The following is a 23,594-nucleotide window of genomic DNA, read 5'->3' on the forward strand; positions in this document are numbered from 1 at the left end:
CCGTCTAACTTGAGCTAAGTTGCTCGAAAATTCTGAATCCAGCGACATAAGTGCCAATCGCGGAACCCAGTGTAGATAAAATGAAAATCAGCAAGATGCGAGTTACCCGATTGCTCCACCAGCCTTTCAATGTGGTCGTGTCAGTTCTGAGTCGGTTAAAATCTCCAACTTTCGGCTTGCGCAAGTAAGTTTCTACGGCGGCCACTACCATACCTGCGCCAATGGTTGGGTTGAGTGATGTTAACGGGGCTGCCAGAAAAGCGGTCAGAATCGAGAGCGGATGCGCAAAAGCTATCGCTGCACCCAGCGCCGAAAGTCCGCCATTGATCACGATCCAGCTAACGACCATGGCTGTTCCCAGTTCCGGGCTGCGCATAAAGCCAATAACAAATCCTGTGAGGATGAGTGCAACGATCAGCCACGGAATATATTTGAGCCATTGCGAGGAAGGGGGAATAGTGTCCAATTGTGCAATTCGTTCATCCGGATGGGTGATGCTTTGTGTCTCAAGTTGCTGTGCCATGCCATTCAGGTGGCCGGCGCCAATCACCGCGAGGATATGCTGGTAGTTGTTTTCTTTGCTTTCTTTGAGTAGGCGGGCGGACATGTATTCGTCACGCTCGCTGATGAGGGGATGAAATAAATCTTTTTCATTTTCGGCGAATTGTGAAAAAGAACTTTCCAGAACATCACCTTCTTTGAGTTTCTCAATTTCATCAGCACTGAATTTTTCTTTGCTGATGACACTGCCTATCAAACCAGCAAAAAGATTCATGCGTTTCCACCAGGGAACATTATGATAAATCCGTTTCATCGTTGTGCCGATTTCTCGATCTATCAATAAAACCGGTAATTTGGCATCCTGCGCATCTTTAATGGCGACACGCATTTCAGCACCCGGCTCAATACCGAACTGTTCCGCCATACGTTGTTGGAAGGCGCCTAATGCGAGGCTCGCAGCGACCATGCTGGCTTGGCCCTTTTTGATTACTTGGAATAGATCCATTTTAGCCATAGCGTCGGGGTTGACGATAGCTTTGTGTCGGCTTGGGCACAATTCAACCGCCACCGCATCATAATTTCCTGTCGCAATTAACTCCTGCACCTTATCTGCGCTTGCTTTTGAGACATGTGCAGTTCCCAGTAATGTGATGCTGCAGTTGTTGACTTTAACAGTTTTGATGGGCTCAGTATGAATGCTGGATATGCCAGGTTCTTCAGTAGGTTGTTCTTCAATATTGACCATGGGTTATTAGATGAAAATAAATCATAAAGGAATGGCGGATGATACCAGTATTGCATAACAGTACAGTAGTTATCACGATGATAGCTAGGGTGGATGAAATTTGGGTAAGGGTGAGTGATGGAGCAAAAACATTGGTAGATGTAAAGAGTTGTTGTATCGGTGTACAATTCATCATAATAGATAGTAGTGTAATAGTTATTTACACGCATAAATAAATACAAGGGAAAAGTAATTGTCATGAAGAAATTTTTTACTGCTGTTCTTTTTGCCGCAACTATTTTGTTGTCTGGTTGTGCGTCTTCATCAGAGAAACTTAATTCGCCTTATATATCACCCGCACAATTTCAGACTTATAGCTGCGCTGAATTATTGGCTGAGATTGAGCGAATTCAAGCTAGAGTCAGTCAGTTAACAGGTAAATCAAATGGCAATGCGTCGACCAGTGATAAGTTGGCGCTAGATGCAGATTTGTCACTTTCATGGACAGCGTTATTTGCGTTGGCGGCAACTAAAGAGCAAGAAGCTGAGTATGCGCAACTTAAAAGCGAGTATGATGCGATACAACAATGGGCGGCTATAAAACAGTGTTCGGGTGTGATTCCTCCTGCTGAAAAACCTCCTGAATTTGATCCCGATCTGGTGGAAACATTTATATCAAATCCGGTCACGAGTCAAAGGTAGTTGTGATGGAGCCGTGTGTTATTGATTGTGGTTTGTAAAAAATCGGCGATGCTGGGCAAGGTAGCGGGGCGTCCAGGCATGGGGACTTTTGTGCACAAAATGATAACGTGCAACGTGATAACTGGGGTCAAAGCCATAGAAATTAAGTTGCATATGCTTAAGTTCATGGTCACGGTAGCTCTGTAATGGCTTTTGCTGCTCGTCCGATTGGCGCTGATGTATTTTTTGTTGTAGGAGCGAAGGGAAATCTGGACGAGCTGCGAGTGTTTCCGCAATGCTCCTTATTTTTTTTCTGAAATCTTCCGGATTTAAATTGAAGTAGTCATCAATCAATCCAATATTTCTGGCTTCCATGGTACCGACAGGGAGGCGATTCTGTATCAATAATTTCGCATTCGATGAACTGACTCTTCGAGGTAATAAATAGGTCCAGTACTCCGAACCGTAAAGGTTGCCCATGCTTTTATAATGCGGGTTCAGGATGATACTTGCACGTGTATAAATATAATCAGCAGCCAGTGATAAGAAGACTCCTCCAGCACCAGCATTGCCTTGTAGAGCTGCAATCGTGAGCTGTCGATTGCTAGTGATGATGGTTTGTACCAGATTGTTCATGGCATTGATATTACGCCAGGATTCATCGGCAGGGCTGGTGGCATTTTCGATATGATTGAGATGAATGCCGTTGCACCAGAAATCAGATCCACCCATTAGCACGATAACGCGAACTTTGCGTTCAGTCGCCGCGAGATATGCATCTCGCAGGCGTTCACATTGCGTGGTATCCATAGCGCCATTATAAAATACAAAGTGCAGGTAACCGACATCATTCTTCTGCTCAAACCAAATATCACGATAGGTTTCACCCAACTTTACTGCAAAGGGGTCTGAGGGTATTTCGGGTACATCATCTAAGTGATTCTTTAAAACCATAGTAGCAGCCAGTTTAAAAGTCTGTTCAGTATCATTTTTATGTTTTAAATGACCGATCCATACCGCGCCATCGATGGTGGCGCGGCAAATCGCATTATTGCGCTTGGCTATGATGGTTCCTGGTTCACCAGTCAGTTTCTCTTCATGGTAGGCATCAAACAGATAATAAGATTCACCAAACAGCGTATCGAGTACCCCAGGAAATCCATCTGCAGCATGAATTTTTCTAATAACGATGCGTGTATTGTCTTGTCGCCAGTCGATGCTGCGATCGATTTGTCGCATCGGGCTATGTAAGCGGCCGCGTACATCCGAATGTGAGTAATCCAGTGGGGTGGGGCGGTATGATCCGGATAGAAAACGTTTTATTGCCGTCAGTACTGCGCCGGTTGCAGCTTCAACGACTTCATGGCGATATAAGCTGCTTTTGCTGGCGTAGCGCAGCGGAAAAAGTTCTGTTGCCCAGATATTACCGGCATCCATTTCCGCATTGGCTTGTAATACTGTTACTCCCCATTCTGACTGATTTTGCATGATGGCCCAGTCCAGTGCGGATGGGCCGCGATCTCCGACAATTCCCGGATGCGCGATAAAACAGGTTAGTTTGCGCCAGATTTTTTCAGGGATGGCACGCTTTAGAAAGGGTGCAATAATCAGATCAGGCTGAAACAGCTCGACTGCTTCGCAGGTGACAGCATCGCTGATATCAAATTCAATCGAAATGTCGTGTCCGAGTTGGGTTAACTCAACAAACAAGCGTTGTGTCAGGCAGTTGAAGCTGTGTGTTAGGAATAAAATTTTCAATTTGTAAGGATTAGCAGATGCGCGGTAATTGCTCACCGTTTAACCAGTCAACGACACGTTTGCCACCAAAACGGGTTTGCATTTGCACAAAGCAATGCGTGTCTTCGATGACCTCACCCACTATGGCGGCATTTTTACCCAGTGGATGGGTTTGCATCGCAGTTAGCAAACTTTCGGCATCCTCTGCTGCGCAGATTGCAATAAGCTTACCTTCATTGGCAATATACAATGGATCGAAGCCGAGAAATTCGCAGGCAGCTTGGACTTGTTCGCGAATAGGTAGTTTATTTTCATAGAGCATCATTCCTACCGATGATTGCTGTGCGATTTCGTTGAGTGCTGCGGCAACGCCGCCGCGCGTAGGGTCACGCAGTACGTGGATGTTTGGTGTTGCGCTGATCATTGTGGCGACCAGATCATGCAAAGCGGCGGTATCGGATTCAATGCTAGTTTGAAAAGATAAATTTTCGCGCCATGCCATGACGGCAATACCGTGATCTCCCAAAGTGCCGGACACTAAAATTTTGTCGCTAGGTCGTGCATTCTCGCTGGAGATATTTATACCTTCCGGTACCATGCCGATTCCGGTTGTGGTGATGAACACACCGTCACCACTGCCTTTCTCTACCACCTTGGTATCGCCGGTAACAATAGGCACTCTGGCTGCTTTTGTCGCTTGCGCCATGGAATCAACAATGCGCTTTAAATCAGCCAGCGGGAAGCCTTCCTCAAGAATAAAGCTGGCAGCCAGATAACAAGGTTTGGCACCGGACATGGCGACGTCATTGATGGTGCCATGAACCGATAGACTGCCAATATCTCCGCCGGGGAAAAATAAGGGCGTTATCACATGGCTGTCAGTAGACATGACCATGCGTCCGTTAAAACTTGGAAAGCAAGCTTGATCATTTACTTGTCTTAAGAATTCATTATCGAACGCTGCTACAAACATCTGTTGAATCAACTGCGCCATCGAGCGCCCGCCGCCGCCATGGACCATCTCGATACAGCCATGTTTCAAGTCAAGCGCCCGCGTGTAACCAAGTTTGACTTTTCCGTTGTTGGGCATTAGTTCTCCGATGTTGCAGGATGTGTATGATTTTTTTCTCGAAAACGACCATAACTGTAATGAGCGGCGCAAGCGCCCTCCGAGGACACCATGCAGGAGCCGATCGGATTTTCGGGAGTGCAGACTGTGCCAAAAATTTTGCAATCTTGCGGCCGCTTGACTCCGCGTAAAATGGCGCCGCATTCGCAAGCTTTGTTGTCGGCGATCGATAGCGCTGGAATTTGGAAACGACATTCTGCATCAAAGTCTGCATAGCCTGATTTGATTTTTAGTGCGCTGTAGGGCACTAATCCCAGGCCGCGCCATTCGAAGATCCGGCGCAATTCGAATACTTCAGCTACGAGCGCTTGCGCTTTGATATTTCCGGTTGGTAAAACTGCCCGAGTAAATTCGTTTTCAACTTCTGCACGGCCTGAATTGACTTGGCGTATTAGCATCAGTATGGCTTGCATTACATCGAGCGGTTCAAAGCCTGCAATGACAACAGGTTTCTGGAATTCCTCGGCAAAATATTCGTAGGGGTGACTGCCAATTACAACGGATACATGGGCTGGCCCGATAAAGCCATCCAACGGAACCAGACCAAATTCGCGGACTTCAGGTGATTGCAGGATATGGGAAATCGCTGAGGGTGTCAGGACGTGATTGCAAAATACCGTGAAATTATCCAGGCCAAGTGCTTGTGCTTGTTTGATTGCAACAGCCGTCGGCGGTGTAGTGGTTTCAAATCCAATGGCAAAAAATACCACCTGATGTTGCGGATTCTCTTGTGCAATTTTTATCGCATCTGCACTGGAGTAAATCATACGTACGTCTGCGCCCCGTGCTTTTGCTTTCTGTAAACTCATGCCGTTTGCAGTGGGTATGCGTAACATATCACCGTAACTGCATAATATCAGACCCGCTGTCCGAGCCATTTGGATTGCATTTTCCACGCGGCCCATGGGTAAAACGCATACTGGGCAACCAGGGCCATGAATCATATGTACATTGACTGGTAATAGGTCGACTAGACCGAAACGCGAGATGGCGTGTGTATGGCCGCCACAAAATTCCATGAAATGGTAGTGGCGTAGAGGATTTGCTTCAGCTGCGATATTGGTTGCGATGTTGTGTGCTAAAACGCCTTCACGGAATTCATTAATGTACTTCATGTCTGATTGTTCGCTTTATCGAATCAAGGGTTTTGGTTGATAAAGGAGATTTCAGCAAACATTGCTAGTGTCAGTTCTGCTTCTGCCGGATCTAGTTTTTGTAGTGCAAAACCTGCATGTAAAATAATATAATCTCCAGGAACAATATCTTCGACGAGTGCCAGAGAGATTTCTTTGCGAATGCCGCTTATATTTACGAGCGCATGATTGTTAGCTGTCAATTGCTCAACGTAGGCAGGAATAGCGAGACACATACGCGTTTAATGTGAGTTTCTAGAAGCTGAAATTATGACATAATTAATTATTCCAACTAATAGAATAGACTTGAAAAGTGATTTGGCTAAATGCTCTTAAATATTTTTTAAAAATTTTGATAATTGGATTGTTTGGCTTTTCAGTTATGCAAAATACTGCTCGAGCTGATAATGGAGTATGGATTGATGTAGATACGGCAGAACAAACATTATTAGTGATGCAAGGCGATAGTGTTAAAGCGGTTTTTGAGAATGTCGCCATTGGCCGTTATGGCACCACTTGGTCTAAGGTGACTAAAGATGACAAAACACCTTTGGGTAGATTCAGAGTCGGCTGGGTTAATGAAAAGAGCCGCTATTATCGTTTTTTTGGTCTTAATTATCCCAATCTTGACACGGCAAATCGTGCGTTGGAAGAAAATAGGATTGACGAAGAAACGTGGTTGTCAATCAAGCAAGCAAAAAGTAGAGGCAGAACACCGCCACAGGATACATTGCTTGGCGGGCATATCGGAATACATGGTATTGGAAGAGGCGATCAAGAAATTCATCATAAATACAACTGGACAAATGGTTGTGTTGCGTTGACAAATGAGCAAATAGATCGGCTGGGTAAATGGATTAAACCTGGTATATGGGTGAACATCCGTTAGCAGTAATACGCCCAATCCATATGATTTGTATGACTTTGTTGTTGACTGCTTAAGTTTAAGTGTGCAGAAAATATACAATTTTATTATACGCTTACTGCATAACTTGTTGTGTTTGTAGCTAGGCTGTTGGTGAATTTGTCATAAAATCCATTTATTTTGCGAAAGAAATCGGATAAGATTCCAATGCGTTGCTGGTATTTGCTATCAGTAGCTAGTAAAGTTGTGGATATTTGTGCATATTGAGTAGAATAAACAACTGAGGAGATCGGAATGAAAGGAAAAATTCAGCATCCAGTACGTATGTTAACACTGGCAGTAGTGGCAGGTGTTTTTATTGGATTGACGGGTTGTGCTACGACTGGTCAATTAGAAGAATTGCAAAATAAACATATCGCTGATATTGCTTCTGCGAAGGCTGATGCAGCAGCTGCCAAACAAGCTGCGGATGCTGCCAATGCAAAAGCAAATGATGCAGTGCGTATTGCAGACGAAGCAAACAGACGTTCATTGGATACAGAATCAAAAATAGATCGTATGTTTAAGAAAGCTATGCATAAATAATAAGTAGTTAATTATTATTGTATTCAAAAAACCCCTCTTTGGAGGGGTTTTTTTATCATATTTACTATGTGACAATTAACTGTTGATTTTTTCAGCGCCCTGATATTAAATGACTTTTTGATTGCACATAACCAATTAATTGTAAATAAACCATGATTGGTTGTGCATGGCTTTATAATTATTAAACTGTCGCTTTGTGTTGTTGGCGTAGAAAGCGTGGAAAACTAATTATTGAGATTTCGTGTATGAAGTTGAGCTTGAGAACGCGAAATTAAAACGGGCATGCCGCTTTTTTCAAGTATTGCCTGTTTTAGGGTTTCTTGATCGATTTCAAAATCTCCGGGAATATTTCTTTTGCTATTCTTTAGCAAAAGAAAGTCATTAATTGTGTTGATTACTATTTGTTGGTAGTTAGTATATTTTGATTCGTCTTCTTCCAGTGGTGGATGAAGTTCAATGAAAAGCGAATCTAATAACCAGCCAAGTTTAATGGGTTGATTGACTACTTGTACTTGTGTGCCGACCGGAACTTTGTCAAATAGCGCTTCAATGTCCTCCGGATACATGCGCACACATCCAGCTGAAACGCGCATTCCCACGCCAAATGGTTTGATAGTGCCATGTATTAGATAGCTACCGCTACCAATACTTAACCTCAGGGCATGTCGCCCCAGTGGATTAGTCGGGCCTGGCGGTACTATGCTGGGGTAGGGCTGCTCACCATTTGCAATTCTGTCCATTTGGATCGATTTTGGAGGTATCCAGGTTGGGTCCTTCTTTTTCTCAATTATTCTGGAGATGCCTAAAGGCGTTATCCAATCCATTCTACCGATCCCAACTGGGTGAGTAATGACGGTCGGTTTTTCCCCTTTTTTAGGCTCAGGAAAATAATAAATTCTCATTTCGGGCAGATTTAATACTAAACCCTTTCGTTCGGCCTGAGGAATAATGTAGCGGCTAGGTAGGATAACTGTGGTGCCATCTTCAGGTAACCAGCGGTCAACATTAGGATTGGCCAACAAAATCTCTATTTGACCAATATCATATAGTCGGGCTATATCGAGCAATGTTTCCGAACTACTTGCGTGCATAGTTCTTATTTGACCAAAAATATCAATGTCAGGTGGAGGAAGCGTCCATGTCTCGGCTCGAGCAATAGTGACCGCAAAAAGAAAGGTTATAGCAGAAACAAGTAGATGAATTTTCTTCATGATCATGTCATAACAGCATCATTAAAGTTAGTGAGGGAAGTGAAATGATAACTGAAACTTTCTTATTAGCAATATAAAAAACGAGCGTAACTATAGGGCATTTACGAAATTTGATAAATGACGGAAACACTCAAGGTGTTTCATGTGCTACCTGATTGATTTGATAGATAATAAAGTAGAAATTTTGCGACTCGATTTTGTTTGGTGTGTAAGTAATAGTGATATTCCACAAAAAACTTGTAAATTTTGTAGTGTTAAGCTGCAAATTCTGTGCCTTAAAGTGTGAGGATTGCAAATATTGATTCAAATATATCTTGCAGCTCCTATCGTACTTCAGGCTTGAGAATATATAGTCAAGTACGTTTCTTTAAGTTAATGTTATTGTTTGGGTTTATGCGTGGAATGAATACTAATTTAAGCCCGAGTAAGATGTATAAGAGCTAGAGTTATAGTCAGAAAAACAACAGCAGTGTTGCTTGAATGCAACATCGTGATGGCTAAATTTATAAAATATGCTCGTTTTTCTTGCAGAATACTTATGTGTTCGGCACAATCAAATCAAACCCTCCGAGTCGGGGGGTCCGGACAAGCGGGGTGCATTCCACTGGAGTGTAGTAGGGCAAAAAAGGACGGCCCCAATCGTTTTAACATTAAAGGAGAACTTCCGTATGAAGAAGAAACTTATATCACTGGCAGTAGCTGGTGCACTTGCAGCCCCGATGGTTGTGTTAGCGCAAGGAGTAGGAACGAATGTAACACTCTTCGGTAGCGTGCAAGCCGAGTATGCTACAGTCAACAAAGAAGGTCAAAGCAGTCAAGCTCTCATTGGCGATGATACAGGTCGTTCAAGAATGGGGATGCATGTAACTGAGAATTTAGGCGGCGGCTTGAAAGCAAAGGCGCATGTTGAATATGGTTTTAGTACAGGTAGTGGTGCATTGGGTGTTGCGCGGGAACGTTGGGTAGCGCTGGCAAACGATAGCTGGGGTGAAGTGAAATTTGGTCGTGTTCAATCACCATTTAAAGATTTCGCGGGCGGTATGACAATTGATCCATTTGCATACACAACTCTTCAAGCTGCGGGTAGCGGTGGTACCATGACTGCTTCTGCAAATGGCTTGGGTTCTGGTGCTCAAAGTTTTGTAAACAGCGCTGTTCGTTTTGATTCGCCACGGGTTGAAGGGTTTAGCTTTGCGGGTATATTAATGCCTGGCGATTCTAACCGATTAGATGCGGCAAATTTCATATCCCCGACAGATACTTATCAGGGCAGTCAATCCAATTCAGGTGGTGAAGATGGTGAATGGGACTTCCAAGTCGCAGGTAAATATGAAGCGCAAGTTGCAGGTCATAACCTAGGTTTGTTCGGCGGATATTCTCGCGATAACATGAGTACCCGACAAAGAACAACTCTACCTGTAACGAACAATGAGCATGTTTGGCGTGGTGGTGCACTGTGGAGTTTCCAAAACTTCAAAGTCAGCGGTCAATATGAAAGAGTCGACAATGCATTAGGTGCAGCAACATGTTCTAATGCTGCTCAGTTAGGTAACCCTGGTACTGGTACCGGAGATAGTCGTTCGCACTGTAACTCAGCGATGAATCTAGGCGGTGATGGTCATCTCTGGTTTGTCAGCACTCAATATGATTGGGGCAATACCAGCTTTATCGCTCAAGGTGGTAGATCGGAAGCTAACGCAACTGCTACTGCAATTAAACGTGATTTAAGCACATTTACCGTTGGTTTGATACACAACCTCAGCAAACGGTCAAGCCTCTTTGGTGGCTATCAGCGCGGCATGATGGACGACAAAGCAGTTAATGGACTTAAAGATCATAATACCTACACTGTAGGTATGCGTCATAACTTCTAAACCAAGTTAATCTCGTAAAAAAGGCACCAAATGGTGCCTTTTTTATTGTCAGAAAGAAATATAATGAATCTCTATTGTTTCTAAATATCGATTGATGATTATGGAGGATTCTCAAATATGAGTATGAAAAAATGGACTGATGAAGAGCTTGTTTCTACACGCGATAATCTTGAATCCTGGAACAAACGAAGCAATGGTTCTGGTTCTAAGATGTGGCTATTTACAGCCATATTAGGTGCATTTGCAGTTTCAACAGGCGTTGTATTTATTTTTTTTGATGGAATTGACGTATTGAGCATCTTGTTAATAATTATGGGTACTATTACGTGTGCATCATGGTATAAAAGTGAAAAGCAACGGAAAGATAATGTCGCATTCCTTGGTGAAATTAATAGAGAAATTAAGTCTCGCAAGATTAAAGATACGCCAAAATCAAAAAATAAAACAAATGTGCAGGAAAATGAAGCTGATCGTTTAGAATCAACAGATGTAGGGGGGGCAGAGTCAGTTGCTGAAGTAAAGAACTCAAAAAAAACAGAGGAAAAATCAGAAAAATAGCTTGTCGGTGAAGATGATCCAGCCATCAATGAAATCGATCGATTCATTATTTATGGAAGAGATCGTGCAAACAAAAGAGCGTTGCCGATGGATGATTTAAATGTGCAATTCGATTTAACGCAAAAAGATAAGCACATTTTTGTGGCGTTATGTCAATTTTTATGGGTGCAAGGCGAATCATTGCCGCTTATTTTTGACGTGGAGGATGAAGTTTATTCAAGGCAAGGAATTACTCTGTCAGTATTAAAACATCTCGAAAGCATCGGCTTAATTGCATTTGAAAGCGGAGGCTTTGTAAAAAAAGGATTTGGAAAGCATACGCGACTTTTTTATTGCGATAAGCCGACTAAAATAGGTTTTCAGAACAATGAGAATAATTTTTTGGACTTGGGGCAAGTATTATTCACAGCGCGCGGTAAAGAGTTAGCTTTAACCATTCCAGTGATCAGGAATCAGCAGTTTTATGAATACGTCATTCGCAGATGGTTTGAACAAGGATTGATTTTGTCATCAATTCAAATTGACCGCAATCGGAAACCTGATGTGGTTGGCCACGTGTGTGCGATTAGAGTACCAGGATAGCGCGATAATCATTAACATTGGTATGCGTGGGGCCAGTAATGACTAAATCATTTAATTGCTGAAAAAACGTATAGGCATCGTTATTCGATAAGAACGATACAGGATCCAAATTAAGTCTATTTGCACGAATCAGAGAATCCGGCGTGATGAGTGCTCCAGCATTGTTTTCAGTGCCATCTAATCCATCCGTATCGCATGCCAATGCATATACTTTATCAAGCGCAGAGAGTTCGATTAATAATGACAATAAGAACTCAGAATTGCGCCCCCCTCGGCCATTCCCTTTTAAGGTGACAGTTGTTTCACCGCCCGATAACAGAGCCAAAGGTGTTTTTAGCGCTTGCGGATATAGTTTTATTTCTCTGACCAATGCGGCATAACTTTTGGCAATTTCCCGAGATTCTCCGGTTACTGTATCACCAAGTATTAAAGTGTTGATCCCGTGTTCTTGGAAGTAATTTGCAGCTGCAGCCAGGGATTGATGAGCATTTGCAATAATTCTGTTTTCGACTTGGTTGAAGATGGGAGAACCAGGCTTGGGTGTCTCAGCGATAACGCGTTCTTTACCCGCCAATAGTAATTGTCGTACCGTTTCTGGCACATTCAAATGATGACGATCAAGTACAGCAAGCGCATCAGCAAACGTGGATGGGTCGGGGGAACAGGGACCGGAAGCGATATGGGTTACTTCATCTCCGGTAACATCGGAAATAATTAAAGCCAGTATGGGAGCTTGGCACGCGGCAGCAAGCCTACCACCCTGGATCGCGGATAAATGTTTGCGAACAGTGTTAATTTCCCGGATACTTGCTCCGCATCGCAATAGCTGCTGGGTGACTGCTTGGAGATCTTGCAATGAAATGCCCTCGATTGGAAAAGATAGCAGACTGGATCCACCGCCGCTGAACAAACAAAGTAATAAATCCTCGGATTCTAATGTTTGAACTGCTGCGAGAATTTCTTGCGCTGCTTGCTCACCATTTTCATCCGGTATCGGGTGGCCCGCTTCAACAACTTTGATTTTTTGCGTGGGTAATGTATGCCCATAGCGAGTGACAACTAAACCATTGATCTGAGCAGCAGCGGGCCAAGCATTCTCAACCGCCATTGTCATTGCAGCAGATGCTTTGCCAGCGCCAACAACGAGTGTGCGACCTCGAGGGGGATGAGGAAGATGCAGCGGAATGATGTGAGAAGGATCGGCAGTTTTGACAGTTACTGCGAAGCTTTCCAGTAAATGATTGCACGGATTCATTTTGCCAGCATGGATTGCAAATAGTGACCCGTAAAACTGTTTTTATTGCCCGCAATTGCTTCCGGCGTACCTTCTGCAATAATACATCCGCCACCATCTCCACCTTCCGGGCCTAAGTCAATAATCCAGTCGGCTGTTTTGATAACATCCAGATTATGTTCGATGACTACCACAGTATTACCATGATCACGCAGTCTGTGTAATACTTTCAGAAGTAGATCGATATCCTGAAAATGTAGGCCAGTCGTGGGTTCATCCAGAATATACAAGGTCCGGCCTGTGTCGCGCTTGGAAAGCTCCAGAGACAGTTTTACTCGCTGTGCCTCACCGCCGGAGAGTGTTGTGGCGGATTGTCCCAAGGTGATATAACCGAGGCCCACGTCCAGCAATGTATGTAATTTGCGCGCGACCACTGGTACTGCGCTGAAAAATTCAAATGCATTTTCCACCGTCATTTTCAGGATCTCGTTGATGTTCTTGCCTTTATACTGAATCTCCAGGGTCTCGCGGTTATATCGATGGCCATGGCATACATCGCAGGTAACGTAGATATCTGGAAGGAAATGCATCTCTACTTTAATTACACCATCACCTTGGCAAGCTTCGCATCGACCACCTTTGACATTGAATGAGAACCGACCGGGCGCATAGCCGCGTTCGCGTGCTTGAGGTACGCCAGCAAACAATTCCCGAATCGGAGTGAACAGCCCAGTATAAGTTGCGGGATTGGAGCGCGGCGTACGGCCAATCGGGCTTTGATCCATATTGATAACCTTATCGAAAAAGGCCAGGCCTTCGATGTGCTGATGGGGCGCCGGTTCAGCATTGCTGCCATAAAGATGGCGAGCTACCGCGCGATGTAGCGTTTCATTAATAAGCGTGGATTTGCCGGATCCCGAAACTCCAGTGACGCAGACAAAGAGACCTATCGGGAGAATCAGAGTAACGTTTTTGAGATTGTTTCCAGTGGCGCCATCAATTCGGAGCGTTCGATCATTGGCGGGAGAATGACGTTTTTCCGGTATCTTGATTGATAATTTGCCGGATAGAAATTTACCCGTCAGAGAAGCATTATTTTCCCGGATAGACTGTGGCGTGCCTTGAGCAACAACGAGCCCGCCGTGTTCACCGGCCCCTGGTCCCATATCCACAACATAGTCTGCAATCTGTATGGCATCTTGATCATGTTCAACCACGATGACACTGTTACCCAGATCACGTAGTTTCTTGAGTGTGTCGAGCAGGCGACCATTATCGCGTTGATGTAAACCGATGGAAGGTTCATCTAAAACGTACATGACGCCCGTTAGGCCGGAACCGATTTGACTGGCCAATCGGATACGTTGAGATTCACCGCCGGACAACGTATCCGCGGAGCGGTCCAAAGATAAGTAATCTAATCCTACGTTGTTGAGAAATTGTAAGCGGTTGGAAATTTCCTTGATAATACGCTCAGCAATTGATTGCTTGTGACCTGATAACTCGATGTGATCAAAAAATTGCTTGGCTTTTTTTAGTGGAAAAGCGCTGATCTGATAAATCGCCTGCCCTGCAACATGCACATGACGCGCAGCCTGGCACAAGCGTGTACCCTGGCACTCTGGGCAAGTTTGCGCATTAAGATATTTGGCTAGTTCTTCTCGCACAGCTTGAGATTCGGTTTCTTTATAGCGACGTGTCAGGTTGGGGATGATCCCTTCAAAAGGGTGAGTTTCCTGCCGCTTGCGACCGCCTTCTGTTAGATAGGAGAAATGTATTTTCTCTTTACCTGAACCATGAAGGATAATGTTGCGAATAGCTTCATCCAGTTTCTCAAATGGTGTTTCCAGATCAAAATGGTAATGTGTTGCGAGACTTTTTAGTAACTGAAAATAAAATTGATTGCGCTGGTCCCAGTTTTTCACCGCGCCGGCAGCCAGTGACAAGTGAGGGAATGCTACGACACGTGCTGGATCAAAGAAAGTAATTTGCCCCAAGCCATCGCATTTATTGCAGGCACCTAATGGATTGTTAAAAGAAAATAATCTGGGCTCCATTTCCGACAACGAGTAACTGCACACCGGGCAACTGAATTTGGCTGAAAACAGGTGTTCATGGCAGCTATCTATCTCAAGTGCCAAAGCGCGTCCATCGGAATGGCGTAACGCGACTTCGAATGATTCAGCAAGCCGTTGCTTAGAATCCGGGGAAACCTTCAAGCGATCAATTACCACTTCAATGGTATGTTTCTGAGTTTTCTGCAACTTTGGCAGTGCATCGATTTCATAAACTTCGCCATCGATTCGCAAACGAACAAAACCTTGCGCACGCAGCTCATCAAATAATTCTGCTTGTTCACCCTTACGTTCCACGATTAACGGGGAAAGAATCATCAAGCGTGTGTCGAGTGGTAGCTGTAATACATGATCCACCATTTGCGATACGCTTTGTGCGGTCAAAACAATATTATGTTCAGGACAAAAAGGATCGCCCACGCGAGCGAATAGCAAACGCAAATAATCATGAATTTCAGTGACCGTCCCTACCGTCGACCGTGGATTATGTGAGGTTGCCCTTTGTTCGATAGCGATCGCGGGAGAGAGTCCCTCAATCAAATCAACATCCGGTTTTTCCATCAATTGAAGAAATTGTCTTGCATAGGTCGAAAGAGATTCCACATATCGACGCTGGCCTTCCGCATAAAGCGTATCGAATGCAAGCGATGATTTGCCTGATCCTGATAGCCCGGTAATGACAATAAGCTTGTTACGCGGTAGATCAAGATGGATGTTTTTCAGATTGTGCGTACGTGCACCGCGTATTTTTATGAATTCCATAAACTATCTAAGTATGAGTCAACCTGCTAATATACCCAACTTTTTAGAAATATAACAACCTGATTCATGTCTGCTTCATCATCTGAAAAAATGTCTCCGGAGGAATTGCGCGCAACCATTGGTTTGGCCGGTGTGTATGGCTTGCGTATGTTTGGGCTGTTTATCATTTTGCCGGTGTTTGCTTTTTATGCTGAGGACTTGCCTGGCGGAGATAATTATACGTTAGTCGGTATTGCGCTAGGTGCATATGGTTTAACGCAGGCTATATTGCAAATTCCCTTTGGTTGGCTGTCTGATCGTATTGGACGTAAGCCCGTCATATATCTGGGGTTAATTCTATTTGCTATTGGTAGCGTGGTCGCAGCTATCGCAGTTGATATCTATTGGGTAATAGTGGGGCGTATTATTCAGGGTGCTGGCGCAATCTCGGCTGCAGTCATGGCTCTCGCAGCGGATCTTACGCGAGAAGAGCATCGTACTAAAGCGATGGCGACGATCGGTATGACCATTGGTACAGTTTTTGCCATTTCCCTGATTGCTGCTCCGATTTTGAATCAATGGATAGGCGTGCCGGGAATTTTTGCCATGACAGGTATACTGGCGTTACTTGCAATGCTTGTGGTGAAAAAAATCATTCCTGATCCGCATATCAGCAGATTTCACTCCGATACCGAAGTATCATCTACGAGCTTTGCAAGTGTATTGCAAAATACGCAGTTGTTGCGTTTAAATTACGGTATTTTTGCGTTACATGCCACGTTGATGGCGCTCTGGCTCGTTGTGCCGCTGACTCTGCGGCAAGCCGGAATGGCGGCGGGTGATCATTGGCAGATTTATTTGCCTGTTTTATTGCTGTCGATTGTTTTCATTATCCCCGCAATTATTTACTCTGAGAAGAAAGCCAAGTTAAAGCATGTATTTGTTGCAGCAATTGCTATTTTGCTAATGGGTCAGATATTGTTGGCTATGACCTTTGATTCACTATGGGGTACAGCGATTGCCTTATTGGTTTTTTTTACGGCATTTAACTTATTGGAAGCCAGCCTACCTTCGTTAATTTCCAAGATCGCACCCGTGGGTGCAAAGGGAACGGCGATCGGAGTTTACAGTAGTACCCAGTTTCTGGGGGCTTTTGCCGGTGCGGCGGCGGGTGGTTATTTATTCGGTACGTATGGAAGTTACGCGTTATATACGTTCTGCGGATCATTACTAATGGTGTGGCTGGTATTGGCTGCAACAATGAAAGCGCCTGCTGCCGTGCGTTCTAAGATGTATCCTGTGGATGAAATGGATATTGATCAATCACGAGAACTATCGCGTCGGCTCGCAGCAATACCCGGTGTCTATGAAGCATTAGTTATTGTTAATGAGAGAGTGGCCTATCTGAAAGTAGACATGAAAGGCTTTGATGAAAAAAAGGTAATTCAATTGCTTGGGGAGAAAACATAAATGGCTTCAGTCAATAAAGTTATACTCATTGGTAATTTGGGTAAAGACCCGGAGACTCGTTACATGTCGAATGGGGATGCGGTTACTAATATTACATTGGCCACCACAGACATTTGGAAAGACAAGAATGGTGAAAAGCAGGAAAAAACCGAATGGCATCGTGTAACTTTTTATCGCAAGCTCGCCGAAATTGCTGGAGAATACCTAAAGAAAGGCCGTTCGGTTTATATTGAAGGAAGATTAGAAACCAGAAAATGGACTGATAAGAATGGTGTGGAGCGCTATACGACTGATATTGTCGCCAGCGATATGAAGATGTTGGGTAGTCGACCAGGAAGCGATAGTTTTGAATCAGCTCCTGATCAAGAAGAAGGCAATTCGGTCCCTGGTCGATCTTCTTCAGCTAAAAGTTCAAGCGGATTTGATGATATGGATGATGATATTCCATTTTAATCGAATGGTTGAATATGCTCAATCGTTTCAGGTTTAATTCTTCATTTCGGAGTGTGCGAGCCGATTGAGAGTCGGTATTTTGGGTGCGTACTTAAACCTTGTTGTTTGCAACGAGGAGTTTGTTTTAATCTGTTAACGTTTATCAGGCAAGCGGGACACTCCATTCCGAAGTTCGACAGAAGTTATATTGGTTTGACGACTAGGAGGCAATGAGAATTCGATACTGGCGATATTGCCACCAATCTCCCTGGCCATATTTCTAAATTCGAGTGCTAGCATACATTTTGGAACAATAAATGTCTGCTTAAATCCAGATTTAAAATGAACAAGAATTTTCATGGCTTCATCCAGGTAAGTTTTATTTATTAAAGGGTTAGTCAGTTAGTTAACAGCAATGAGGCTGTTTCAACGACTTAAAGAAAGCAAACTTTAGCCTGGGGTTATGATTCTTTTATGTTCCTATTGATTAGAATGCGATTGATACAGCTTGTACCGATGATATCTCTGCGTATGATCATTTTAGATTGAAGCTTGTTATGAAGCTGCGATCGATATAGTTTTTCCAAAGCCAAACCCACTTTCCATGTGCAAAGAAAGCCCCACGAGAAGCAACCGCATAGCGCTCTCCTGTGGTTAATAAACTCAAGAAGTATCGCTGTGGTTTGTAAGGCTGAAGAGAGCCATGCCCCACTAATTGCGTCGAAATATTTTTGGCTAGAAATGGTCCCTGACGAACTGCATAGACACCGGCTTTAGGTAAGGGCATCGGTGTAAATGCAGCGCAATCGCCTGTTGCAAAAATATCTGGGTGTGAAATGCTGCGAAGATATTCATCAACCTGAATAAAGCCATTGTGATCGCATGCCAACCCGCTTTTTCCTAACCAAGGCTGCGCATTTGCGTGGATGGCCCAAGCAAGGAAATCATAGCCATATCGTGTATGGTCATCAAGCACTAATTGATATTCAAGTGCAGAAACTACATATTTTCCCTGGATAAGTCGGATTCCGAGCGTTTTAAAGTGCCGGTGAAAAAAATTCTGTACTTTCTTGTTGTGTGAATTAAGGATGCGTGAATCAGCGCAAATCAAGGTAAATTCGGCGCGGATAGCAGTTGTATTTGCCAATCTATAGTGCAAGGCGAGTAATATTTCTATCCCGGCGGCACCTCCACCAACGACGACAATGCGTTGCAGGTGATTTGATCGTTGCTGCGTTGTAAGCCAATGCTGCCACTGCTGCAGAAATTGTTTAATGGGTTTTACTGGGGAACCATAAATAATTGCACCGGGGATACTGTGTAGCGCAGGTTGCGAGCCTACATTGATCGACAAAACATCATAACGTAACGAGAGATTATCTTGGCAATCAATTTGTTTTTTTGATGGATCCATATGCATAACTTTGCGATGGATAAATTTTATACCAGCCCATTGGCAGAGTATTCGCAAATCGACATGACAATCCTCATGTGCATAATGTCCGGCAATGAGTCCGGGTAACATGCCAGAATAGGGTGTCAGCACATTGCTACTGATCAGCGTTATGCGAACATTGGTAAGTGGCTTCATGGCTAGTCGTTTAATTGCAATGATATGACTATGACCACCACCGATCAGCAGTAAATCCTTGATGTTTTGTGTTAAGCCTATCATTATTAACTTTTTTATGTTGCGTTCTTATTGGAAAAATGTGATAGTTCTCACCGCAACATTATAAGTTAATACAAAATGCGATAAGTAAAATCACAAGTATGTTGCTTGGCTTCGAAGGGGAATCGAGTATTGTATTGAAATTGAAAGAGTATTTTATTCAGTACGAGTGCCTAGAAGCAGCATAACGATTTGTTTAATATTTTTGGGGGATTAGTAATGAATTTTATCAAAACGAGTACATTAACATCATGCCTTGTTCTTTTTTTGTCTGCAATGCTGTTAATAGGTTGTAAGCCGATCTACGAAAAAAAACCAATACCAGCTAAAGAAGATAAGGCAGCAGCAGAAGCACCAGCACCTGAATCTGAATCTGAATATGAATCTGCGGCACTTGTACCCACTGAACCAGCCATGATTGAAGATGTGCAAAGTTTGCAAACCTTGGATTCAGCAGAAAGTGATGTCGATACTATAAGTACAGACGTTGAGGTTAACGAAGCGCCGGAGCCTGTTATTGATGACGGTGATGATGTCGTAAAACCTGATGCTGCAATGACACGTGATATTCAGCAGGCGCTTGTAGATGCTGGATTTAATCCTGGACCAGTTGATGGAAAGAGCGGCGGTAAAACTGTAGCGGCGATTGAAGCATTTCAGAAAGAAAATGGCATCACATCTGGGAAAATAGACAAACGGACATTACGTGCGCTAGGCGTTGAGTTTTAAGAGGCAGCAAATTTGTTAGTTCAGAAACACCAAGATCTTATAGCTCTTGGTGTTTTTTACTGGTGTATATCAATAATTAATCAGTGAGTTGAAAAATATTTGCTATAGTAAGCAATCATGTTCTATAGTTAAAAACTGACTTTCAGTGTACTTTCAGATTAAAATATAGAGGCATAGCGGTTGAGATTAAGAAAATTTGTGTTTTGAGGGTTTTTATCAAAAACATTTCAAATTTTATTGTCATGTATTAGTGCATTTAATGGATCATTGAAAACCTTTTCAGGTAGCCGATACAAGGAAAAATAAGCGAAACGCGCAGCTGATGCTTAATATACGAGCATCGTGAGCTTGCTTTTAACCGCAGCGCAGATAGTTTTGAATGGCTTGCTGATAAATAGGGAAGACGGACTGATTATCAGTTTTGTTTCATACTTAACTGTAAGTTAGATAGTTAATAAATTGTTTTTGAAGTACTTTTGGAGGTTATTCATGGGTGTTCCCTTACGTCAACAGATCGCGGTAGGTACGTACTTGATCAAGCAGAAATTAAAAGGAGCGAAAAAATATCCTTTGGTACTGATGTTGGAGCCGTTGTTTCGATGTAATCTGGCTTGTGCTGGTTGTGGAAAAATCGCACACCCCGAAGATGTGCTTGATCAACGCCTTTCCTATGAAGAATGCATGCAAGCTGTAGATGAGTGCGGCGCTCCAATGGTATCAATTCCTGGTGGCGAACCATTGCTTCATAAAGAGATGCCGCAAATTGTGGCAGGTATTATTAAGCGTAAGAAATATGTTTATCTATGCACCAATGCATTATTGTTAAAAAAACGTATTGATGATTATACGCCATCACCCTATTTGACTTTTTCGATTCATCTAGATGGCATGCAAGAACGCCATGACGCTTCAGTTTGTCAGGAGGGAGTTTTTGATCGTGCAGTTGAGGCGATTAAGCTGGCGTTAAGTAGGGGGTTTAGGGTCACGGTAAACTGCACGTTGTTTCAAGGCGAGACACCGAAAGATGTGGCTGAATTTTTGGATTATGCCATGGAGCTAGGTGTCGAGGCTGCAACGATTGCTCCCGGATTTAGTTACGAGAAGGCACCGCAGCAGGATGTTTTTATTAAAAGCCAGGATACAAAGATATTATTCCGCGGTATCTTTGAGTTGGGTAAGAAACTAAAACGCAAATGGCGCTTGAACCACTCAGCATTGTATTTGGATTATCTGGCTGGTAATCAGGATTACGAATGCACACCTTGGGGTAATCCGACGCGCAATGTTTTTGGATGGCAAAAGCCTTGCTACCTGTTGTCGGATGAAGGTTACGCAAAAACCTTTAAGGAGCTTCTTGATGATACGCCCTGGGAAAAGTATGGAACCGCTAATAATCCGAAATGTGCGCAATGCATGGCGCACTGTGGATATGAAGCGACAGCTGTAGAAGATACCTTGCGCCATCCCTGGAAGGCGCTGATTGCATCATTAAAGGGACCTAGAACATCAGGGCCTATGGTTGCCGAACCAACACCAAAATGGGCAACAGGAGAAAACAAAACGTCTAAAAAGCTCTCCGAGATACCCGTAACATTTATTAATAAGTAGATAGAGGCTGTACTGATTCTACATTTTAAAATTACAGTGTAAGTAAGAATGTTAATGGAGTTAGTACTCTATCTGTCTGTTTTTGGCACTTTTTGCTGGTGGATGTTGGCATTATTTCCATGGCGTCCTTGGAGTACTTGCGAGAAAATCGAAACACTAACACACGAAAAAGTTGTTTCCAGCGAAACGCTGAGTGAAGATATCACCGTTTTAATTCCAGCGCGAAATGAAGGTTCTTATATCGGGCATACATTGCGTGGAGTTAGAGCGCAAGGCGAGAAGATGCATGTCATTGTGATTGATGATCAGTCCGTCGATGATACAGCAGAGCAGGCTAGGCAATGCGGAGCACAAGTGTTGTCGGGCACTGCGCCGCCAGCGGGTTGGAGTGGTAAGCTGTGGGCGCTAGAACAAGGGTTACGAGAAGTTAGAACACATTATACATTGTTGCTGGATGCTGATATTGAACTGACCCCAGGAATTATTTTTGAATTACAGCAAAAAGCGTGTAATGAGAATCTGGCGCTGGTATCGCTTATGGCTAAGCCACCTATGAATAATTTTGTAGAGCGCTTACTGATGCCGGCATTTATTTTCTTCTTCAAACTGTTATACCCATTTGGGCTAGCAAATAAGCCGGAATCACGCATTGCCGCCGCCGCAGGCGGATGTATTTTGGTAAAAACACAAGCATTGCGCACCACGGGTGCTTTTGCCAATTTGCATGATGCGTTGATTGATGATTGTACTTTGGCTGCGCATATTAAGTGTGTTGGGTTACGTACTTTTATAGGGCTTAGCCATGGGGCGCGTAGTCATCGCGGCTATGACGAACTAAAGCCAATCTGGGAAATGGTCGCGCGCACTGCATATACACAATTAAAATATTCACCCATTTTGCTTATTATCTGCACATTGATCATGATTTCCATGTTTTTGGCAGCGCCCTTTGTTTTTATGTTCTCGTCTCACTTGGAAATTTATCTAGTGAGTATTCTGGCATGGGCTGCTATGTTTTTTACTTATTTACCTACTTTAATTTATTATCAGCGTTCCCCGCTTTGGGGGATTACCTTGCCGGTCATCGGTGTTTTGTATCTTGCCATGACTTGGACGTCAGCATTGCGGTATTGGCGGGGGGAACGCGCTTTGTGGAAAGATCGTCGCTATGAAAGTAAAACAAATACTTAAATTGGTAGGATGGTATCTGATTTTGGTGATGCTGCTACCAATTCCTACAGCATTGAGCTCATCCAATGCAGAAATAGGTAATCCGGAACAGGTAGTAGTGTATCTGCAATCATCTCTACTCGATGTTATGCGGGAAGGCGAAAAGTTGAGTTACGACGAGCGCTTCAAATACTTGCAGCCTGTCATTGATCAAACCCATGATATTGATCTGATTATTAAGACAATATTGGGCGCAACTTATTGGTCACAGCTGGATAATGCACAACAAGATCTAATCGTTGAAACTTTTCGTCAATTGAGTATAGCAACGTATGCGGGGCGTTTTGTTCAGCACGAGGGTGAGCAATTTCAGATTATCGAGCAACGTGCCTTGCCGCGAGATCAAGTGTTGGTGCGTAGTAAATTAACCAAGTCGGATGGCGGTACGGTAAATTTTGATTATGTGTTGCATCAAGTTGCAGGGGATTGGCGTATCGTTAACATTCTGTTTGACGGTGTGAGTGATCTAGCAATAAAACGCGGTGAATATCGAGCCATTCTGCAACGGGATGGCTTTCAGGCGCTGATCGAAATGCTCAAGGAAAAGATTGCGCTGACGCGACAGAACCCATAATGATTTTTATCTCTTTCTTCCAAGAGATTGATAAAACGTGACTAGTTCATTGAGTTCAAGTTATCGTTTTTTTGCTCGTTGGGCAGATATATCATATCGCTACGCTATCTGGATTATTCTGCTCATACTGGTAGTAGTTACACTGGGCGCGTTTTATATAGTTAACAATCTTGGTGTTCATACGGATACAACCGATATGCTTTCCGAAGATGTTCCTTTTCGCGCAAATCATATCCGGTATCTACAATC

The 23,594-nt window shown here is 43.6% G+C and carries 23 protein-coding genes; 13 read left to right on the forward strand and 10 right to left on the reverse strand.

Features of this window, described 5'->3' with window-relative positions; translation table 11 throughout:
* Positions 1–4: 4 nt before the first annotated feature.
* On the reverse strand, positions 5–1,246 hold the full coding sequence (locus Q0C11_RS02545) for a TraB/GumN family protein (protein ID WP_293005461.1): 1,242 nt from the start codon (positions 1,244–1,246) through the stop codon (positions 5–7).
* A 237-nt stretch (positions 1,247–1,483) separates the two neighbouring features.
* Here Q0C11_RS02545 and Q0C11_RS02550 point away from each other — a divergent pair, with 237 nt between their 5' ends.
* A complete protein-coding gene (locus Q0C11_RS02550) occupies positions 1,484–1,927 on the forward strand; it encodes a hypothetical protein (RefSeq protein ID WP_293005463.1) in 444 nt (147 codons plus the stop codon).
* 18 nt (positions 1,928–1,945) lie between these two features.
* Here Q0C11_RS02550 and Q0C11_RS02555 read toward each other — a convergent pair whose 3' ends face one another.
* Genes Q0C11_RS02555 through Q0C11_RS02570 form a run of 4 tightly spaced genes read right to left on the reverse strand, consistent with a single transcriptional unit; the run spans position 1,946 to position 6,141 of the window.
* Positions 1,946–3,700 carry a hydrogenase maturation protein gene (locus Q0C11_RS02555; RefSeq protein WP_293005464.1) on the reverse strand — a complete coding sequence of 585 codons (1,755 nt, stop codon included), beginning with the start codon at positions 3,698–3,700 and terminating at the stop codon, positions 1,946–1,948.
* Positions 3,675–4,733 (reverse strand): hydrogenase expression/formation protein HypE, encoded by a 1,059-nt coding sequence (gene hypE / locus Q0C11_RS02560; RefSeq protein ID WP_293005466.1) that lies wholly within the window; start codon positions 4,731–4,733, stop codon positions 3,675–3,677. The genes Q0C11_RS02555 and hypE overlap by 26 nt, the downstream gene beginning before the upstream one ends.
* Complete coding sequence (gene hypD / locus Q0C11_RS02565; RefSeq protein WP_293005467.1) at positions 4,733–5,887, reverse strand: hydrogenase formation protein HypD; 1,155 nt, start codon at positions 5,885–5,887, stop codon at positions 4,733–4,735. The genes hypE and hypD overlap by 1 nt, the downstream gene beginning before the upstream one ends.
* A gap of 23 nt (positions 5,888–5,910) precedes the next feature.
* The gene (locus tag Q0C11_RS02570) at positions 5,911–6,141 is read right to left on the reverse strand and encodes a HypC/HybG/HupF family hydrogenase formation chaperone (RefSeq protein WP_293005469.1); all 231 of its coding nucleotides are present in this window, start codon (positions 6,139–6,141) and stop codon (positions 5,911–5,913) included.
* A gap of 146 nt (positions 6,142–6,287) precedes the next feature.
* Here Q0C11_RS02570 and Q0C11_RS02575 point away from each other — a divergent pair, with 146 nt between their 5' ends.
* Positions 6,288–6,794, forward strand: coding sequence for a L,D-transpeptidase (locus Q0C11_RS02575; RefSeq protein ID WP_293005471.1), 507 nt, complete (start codon positions 6,288–6,290; stop codon positions 6,792–6,794).
* Positions 6,795–7,064: 270 nt separating this feature from the next.
* Positions 7,065–7,355, forward strand: coding sequence for an Lpp/OprI family alanine-zipper lipoprotein (locus Q0C11_RS02580; RefSeq protein ID WP_293005473.1), 291 nt, complete (start codon positions 7,065–7,067; stop codon positions 7,353–7,355).
* Positions 7,356–7,579: 224 nt separating this feature from the next.
* On the opposite strand, the gene Q0C11_RS02585 is transcribed toward Q0C11_RS02580, so the two are convergent.
* Entirely contained in the window at positions 7,580–8,566 is a 987-nt protein-coding gene (locus tag Q0C11_RS02585; protein WP_293005475.1) for a L,D-transpeptidase family protein, read from the reverse strand.
* 668 nt (positions 8,567–9,234) lie between these two features.
* On the opposite strand from Q0C11_RS02585, the gene Q0C11_RS02590 reads away from it, so the two are divergent.
* The 3 genes from Q0C11_RS02590 to Q0C11_RS02600 all read left to right on the forward strand — a co-directional run bounded on the left by Q0C11_RS02590 (position 9,235) and on the right by Q0C11_RS02600 (position 11,580).
* On the forward strand, positions 9,235–10,440 hold the full coding sequence (locus Q0C11_RS02590; protein ID WP_293005477.1) for a porin: 1,206 nt from the start codon (positions 9,235–9,237) through the stop codon (positions 10,438–10,440).
* A 117-nt stretch (positions 10,441–10,557) separates the two neighbouring features.
* Positions 10,558–10,998: a hypothetical protein gene (locus Q0C11_RS02595; RefSeq protein ID WP_293005479.1), complete on the forward strand. Its 441-nt coding sequence runs from the start codon at positions 10,558–10,560 to the stop codon at positions 10,996–10,998.
* Between the two features lie 87 nt (positions 10,999–11,085).
* Positions 11,086–11,580 (forward strand): DUF2806 domain-containing protein, encoded by a 495-nt coding sequence (locus tag Q0C11_RS02600; protein ID WP_293005481.1) that lies wholly within the window; start codon positions 11,086–11,088, stop codon positions 11,578–11,580.
* Here Q0C11_RS02600 and Q0C11_RS02605 read toward each other — a convergent pair.
* Both Q0C11_RS02605 and uvrA read right to left on the reverse strand, forming a co-directional pair.
* Complete coding sequence (locus Q0C11_RS02605) at positions 11,564–12,835, reverse strand: glycerate kinase (RefSeq protein ID WP_293005482.1); 1,272 nt, start codon at positions 12,833–12,835, stop codon at positions 11,564–11,566. The two genes, Q0C11_RS02600 and Q0C11_RS02605, sit on opposite strands and share 17 nt — an antisense overlap.
* Positions 12,832–15,651: an excinuclease ABC subunit UvrA gene (gene uvrA, locus Q0C11_RS02610; RefSeq protein ID WP_293005483.1), complete on the reverse strand. Its 2,820-nt coding sequence runs from the start codon at positions 15,649–15,651 to the stop codon at positions 12,832–12,834. Before uvrA ends, Q0C11_RS02605 begins: the two co-directional genes overlap by 4 nt.
* A 66-nt stretch (positions 15,652–15,717) precedes the next feature.
* Between uvrA and Q0C11_RS02615 the strand changes: the two genes are divergently transcribed.
* A complete protein-coding gene (locus Q0C11_RS02615; RefSeq protein ID WP_293005484.1) occupies positions 15,718–17,100 on the forward strand; it encodes an MFS transporter in 1,383 nt (460 codons plus the stop codon).
* On the forward strand, positions 17,101–17,553 hold the full coding sequence (gene ssb, locus Q0C11_RS02620; RefSeq protein ID WP_293005486.1) for a single-stranded DNA-binding protein: 453 nt from the start codon (positions 17,101–17,103) through the stop codon (positions 17,551–17,553).
* 132 nt (positions 17,554–17,685) lie between these two features.
* Here ssb and Q0C11_RS02625 read toward each other — a convergent pair whose 3' ends face one another.
* The gene (locus tag Q0C11_RS02625) at positions 17,686–17,892 is read right to left on the reverse strand and encodes a hypothetical protein (protein WP_293005488.1); all 207 of its coding nucleotides are present in this window, start codon (positions 17,890–17,892) and stop codon (positions 17,686–17,688) included.
* 175 nt (positions 17,893–18,067) lie between these two features.
* Complete coding sequence (locus Q0C11_RS02630) at positions 18,068–19,207, reverse strand: FAD-dependent oxidoreductase (RefSeq protein ID WP_293005490.1); 1,140 nt, start codon at positions 19,205–19,207, stop codon at positions 18,068–18,070.
* A 189-nt stretch (positions 19,208–19,396) separates the two neighbouring features.
* Between Q0C11_RS02630 and Q0C11_RS02635 the strand changes: the two genes are divergently transcribed.
* The 5 genes from Q0C11_RS02635 to Q0C11_RS02655 form a co-directional block, all read left to right on the forward strand.
* The gene (locus Q0C11_RS02635) at positions 19,397–19,933 is read left to right on the forward strand and encodes a peptidoglycan-binding domain-containing protein (RefSeq protein ID WP_293005492.1); all 537 of its coding nucleotides are present in this window, start codon (positions 19,397–19,399) and stop codon (positions 19,931–19,933) included.
* A 489-nt stretch (positions 19,934–20,422) separates the two neighbouring features.
* On the forward strand, positions 20,423–21,541 hold the full coding sequence (gene hpnH / locus Q0C11_RS02640) for an adenosyl-hopene transferase HpnH (protein ID WP_293005494.1): 1,119 nt from the start codon (positions 20,423–20,425) through the stop codon (positions 21,539–21,541).
* A 54-nt stretch (positions 21,542–21,595) separates the two neighbouring features.
* Positions 21,596–22,732 (forward strand): glycosyltransferase, encoded by a 1,137-nt coding sequence (locus Q0C11_RS02645; RefSeq protein ID WP_293005495.1) that lies wholly within the window; start codon positions 21,596–21,598, stop codon positions 22,730–22,732.
* On the forward strand, positions 22,710–23,345 hold the full coding sequence (locus Q0C11_RS02650) for an ABC transporter substrate-binding protein (protein WP_293005497.1): 636 nt from the start codon (positions 22,710–22,712) through the stop codon (positions 23,343–23,345). Before Q0C11_RS02645 ends, Q0C11_RS02650 begins: the two co-directional genes overlap by 23 nt.
* A 37-nt stretch (positions 23,346–23,382) precedes the next feature.
* The coding region (locus Q0C11_RS02655) for a hypothetical protein (protein ID WP_293005499.1) at positions 23,383–23,594 on the forward strand (212 nt) is incomplete at its 3' end.

This window comes from Nitrosomonas sp. (genome assembly GCF_022842015.1).
In the GTDB taxonomy this organism is placed as follows: domain Bacteria; phylum Pseudomonadota; class Gammaproteobacteria; order Burkholderiales; family Nitrosomonadaceae; genus Nitrosomonas.